Origin of the sequence: Streptomyces sp. NPDC059853 (assembly GCF_042731495.1) — a bacterium.
In the GTDB taxonomy this organism is placed as follows: Bacteria; Actinomycetota; Actinomycetes; order Streptomycetales; family Streptomycetaceae; genus Streptomyces.
The window spans coordinates 1-3,167 of the sequence record NZ_JBHWJL010000430.1; the positions used below are offsets into that span (position 1 = coordinate 1).

4 protein-coding genes are annotated in these 3,167 nt (G+C 73.6%); all 4 read left to right on the plus strand.

Annotated features, from left to right (window positions below; all coding sequences use genetic code 11):
* Positions 1–907: helicase-related protein (locus tag ACFV5N_RS26230; RefSeq protein WP_385604540.1), on the plus strand; the 907-nt coding region annotated here is incomplete at its 5' end.
* A 118-nt stretch (positions 908–1,025) separates the two neighbouring features.
* The gene (locus tag ACFV5N_RS26235; protein ID WP_385604543.1) at positions 1,026–1,553 is read left to right on the plus strand and encodes a hypothetical protein; all 528 of its coding nucleotides are present in this window, start codon (positions 1,026–1,028) and stop codon (positions 1,551–1,553) included.
* Positions 1,554–1,665: 112 nt separating this feature from the next.
* Positions 1,666–2,751, plus strand: coding sequence for a teichoic acid biosynthesis protein C (locus ACFV5N_RS26240; RefSeq protein ID WP_385604545.1), 1,086 nt, complete (start codon positions 1,666–1,668; stop codon positions 2,749–2,751).
* A gap of 20 nt (positions 2,752–2,771) precedes the next feature.
* A complete protein-coding gene (locus ACFV5N_RS26245) occupies positions 2,772–3,110 on the plus strand; it encodes a DUF6227 family protein (RefSeq protein WP_385604548.1) in 339 nt (112 codons plus the stop codon).
* Positions 3,111–3,167 lie beyond the last annotated feature (57 nt).

A 3,167-nucleotide genomic window follows, 5' to 3' on the forward strand; every position in this document is an offset into this window, starting at 1 on the left:
CGCCATGACCGTCTTCGGCGACCTGGAGACCTCGGTCCTCGACCAGCTGCCGGCCGGTCGCGCCCCGATCGTCAGCCATGTGGTGCCCGCCCGGGACAAGCCCCACTTCCTCGCCCGCGCCTGGGAGCGGGTGCGGGAGGAGGTGGCCGCGGGCCACCAGGTGTACGTGGTGTGCCCGCGCATCGGCGACGAGGACGGGAAGGAGGCGGCGAAGAAGCCGGGCAGCCGGGCCGGTGGCGACGCCGCCGGGGAGGGCGCGTCCGGCGGACCGGACGGCGCGGGCGCCGAGCAGCGTCCGCCGCTCGCGGTCCTGGAGGTCGCCGACCAGCTGCGGGCCGGGCCGCTGGCCGGGCTGGGTGTGGCCGCCCTGCACGGCCGGATGGCTCCGGACGCCAAGGACGAGGTGATGCGGGGCTTCTCCGGGGGGGAGGTCCAGGTGCTGGTGGCGACCACCGTCATCGAGGTGGGCGTCAACGTGCCCAACGCCACCGTGATGGTGATCATGGACGCCGACCGGTTCGGCGTCTCCCAGCTGCACCAGCTGCGCGGCCGGGTCGGGCGCGGCACCGCCGGCGGGCTGTGTCTGCTGGTCAGCGAGGCGCCCGAGGGCAGCCCCGCGCGGTCCCGGCTGGACGCCGTGGCCAGTACCCAGGACGGGTTCGAGCTGTCCCGGATCGACCTCGAACAGCGCCGGGAGGGTGACGTCCTGGGGCAGGCCCAGTCCGGCGGCCGGTCCAGCCTGCGGATGCTGGCCGTCATCGAGGACGAGGAGATCATCGCCGCCGCCCGCGCCGAGGCCACCGCGCTGGTCGCCGCCGACCCCGAGCTGGAGGACGCCCCCGCCCTGCGCGCCGCCCTCGACGCGCTGCTGGACGCCGACCGCGAGGAGTACCTGGACAAGGGCTGAGCCGGGGCGCTCCGGCGCCCCGCGCGCCCGGGAATTGTCAGTGGTGGCTGGGAGAATGGACCCAGTCCGCGGCAATCCATCCGGGATTGCGGGCGGTCGGACCACTGGGGGTTGTCCGATGGCATTCCGCCACATCAACGAACTGCCGCTCGGCGACAAGATCTTCCGTGTCGAGCTGGCCAGCGACGACGACATCACCGTGACCCTGACCCTGACCGGCTGGCGCGAGACGGCACCGCGGGTGCCGCTCGCCACCGGCTCCCTGACCATGCCGCTCGCCGATGTGCCCACCCTGCGCATCGCCCTCAACCGCGGACTGCGCGCCCTGGCGCTGGCCGCCGACGTGGCCGAGCCGATCCCCGACCGGGACATCCTGCGGGAGCTGTTCCCCGGCCACGGCGCGCCCTGGATACCCCAGCACGAGGAGGACCTGACCCAGCGTTTCCACGCCGGTGAGACCGTCGCCCGGATCGCCGCGCGCTTCGGCCGCACGCCCGACTCCGTACGCACCAAGCTGCGCGAGCTGGGGCACGACCCACGCCGCCCCGAGCACTGCCCGCCCGACGGCTGTCTGTCCTGGTCCCGGTACGCCTCGCCGTCCCTCGTCGGGGCCGCGCCGCAGCCGGCGACGGGAGGGGACGCGTAGCCGTACCTGAGCCGGCCCGCTCCACGACGGTTGCCCGCACCGCCACCGCGTATACGGTGGCGGTGTCAGGTTCAAGCCAACACGGCGCTTCCTCCGAGGAGTTGGTCGCTCCATGGCACCGAGCGAACACGGCACGACACAGCTGAACCGGCGCGGTTTCTTCCTCGGCGCGGGGGCCGCGGCCGTCTCCGGCGTCGCGGGCCTCGCCCTCGCCCGTCCCGCCCTCGCGGCCGCGGACGAGGGGCCCTCCGTCGCCGCGGCAGGCGGCACGTTCGATCTCTCGGTGCCCGCCGAGCGCCGGATCCGCGAAGCCGCCCTGCACCACGTCACCGTGATGCAGTCCTTCGCCTTCGACGACGTCAACCACCACCTCTACGCGATCCAGGTGATGCAGGGCGGCCTGCGGCTGACCGGCGAACCCGCCGCCGTCTCCGGCGCCGACCGCGCCGCCCGCGGCGACATGTGCATCACCAAGCTGACCGCGGCCGGCGCCGAGCTCGGCCACATGTACGTCCGCGGCTTCGGCCACGGCGTGGCCATCGGCGTCGAGCACGCCGGGGCCACCCCCTGGCTGTGGACCGAGTCCGACGCCAACCCGTCCTCCGGATACGGCCGGGCCCTCAGCCGCTACCGGTTCACCAACGGCGCCGTCCTCGACAGCGGCTCCGCCTCACTCGCCAAGATCCGCCCGGTCCCCGGCTCCACCAGCAACCAGGTGTCCATCGACAACCTCAACCAGCTGCTGCTCCTGCGCTACCGGCTCGGCGGCATCGCCCGCTACCGGCTGATGCGCCTCGCCGACGTCAAGGCCGGCCGGTTCACCGCCCTGTACGACGTGCCGCAGGCCGGTGTCTCCGCGTCCGAGGTCTTCCAGGGCTTCGCCGTGCTCGGCGACCACGCCTACCAGATGACCGGCACCGCCTACACCTCCGAGAGCGGCAGCAACCCGCCCTCGGGCCGTGGCAACACCTACCTCACCCGGCTCGACCTGCGCACCGGCACCGTCACGCAGCGCTCGCGCACCGAGGCCGCGTACTCGCTCGGCTTCCGCGAACCCGAGGGCGTGGCCGTCCGGCTGAGCAGCCCCCGGCGGCTGTGCCTTCGCCTCCGGCAGCTCCGGAGCCCGGAAGTTCAGCGTCTACGACAAGCCGCAGTAACGCGGGCGGCCGATCGGTTTTCCGCAAAACCCTCCCCGTGACGCAGTCATGGCATTACCGTGTGTGCGCGCGGGACAGAAACCAGCCGTCGTACCAGGAGGATTCCGCCATGACCGACCAGCCCGAAGCCGGCGCCGCCGCCAGGGCGACCGACCCCTTCGGGGTGCTGGACGTCCGGGTGCCCGCACCGCGCGGCTACCCGGGTCAGGACTCCTCCCGGCACGCGCGCAGGCTGCTGGGGCGCGCGGAGAACCCCGACCGGCCGGGCGAGGACATCCTGCGCCTGCTGCTCGGCGCGCGGGGCTACGGCATCGAACGGCTGCCCGAGCCCCGCGCCGCCGCGGCGGGCGGGCGGCGCCGCTGGTGCTCCGTGTACGAGCTGTCGCTTATACACAACTGACGCAGCCGACGAGGTAGGGAGTGTAGATCTCGGAGGGCGCGGGCTCAAGAGAAACGT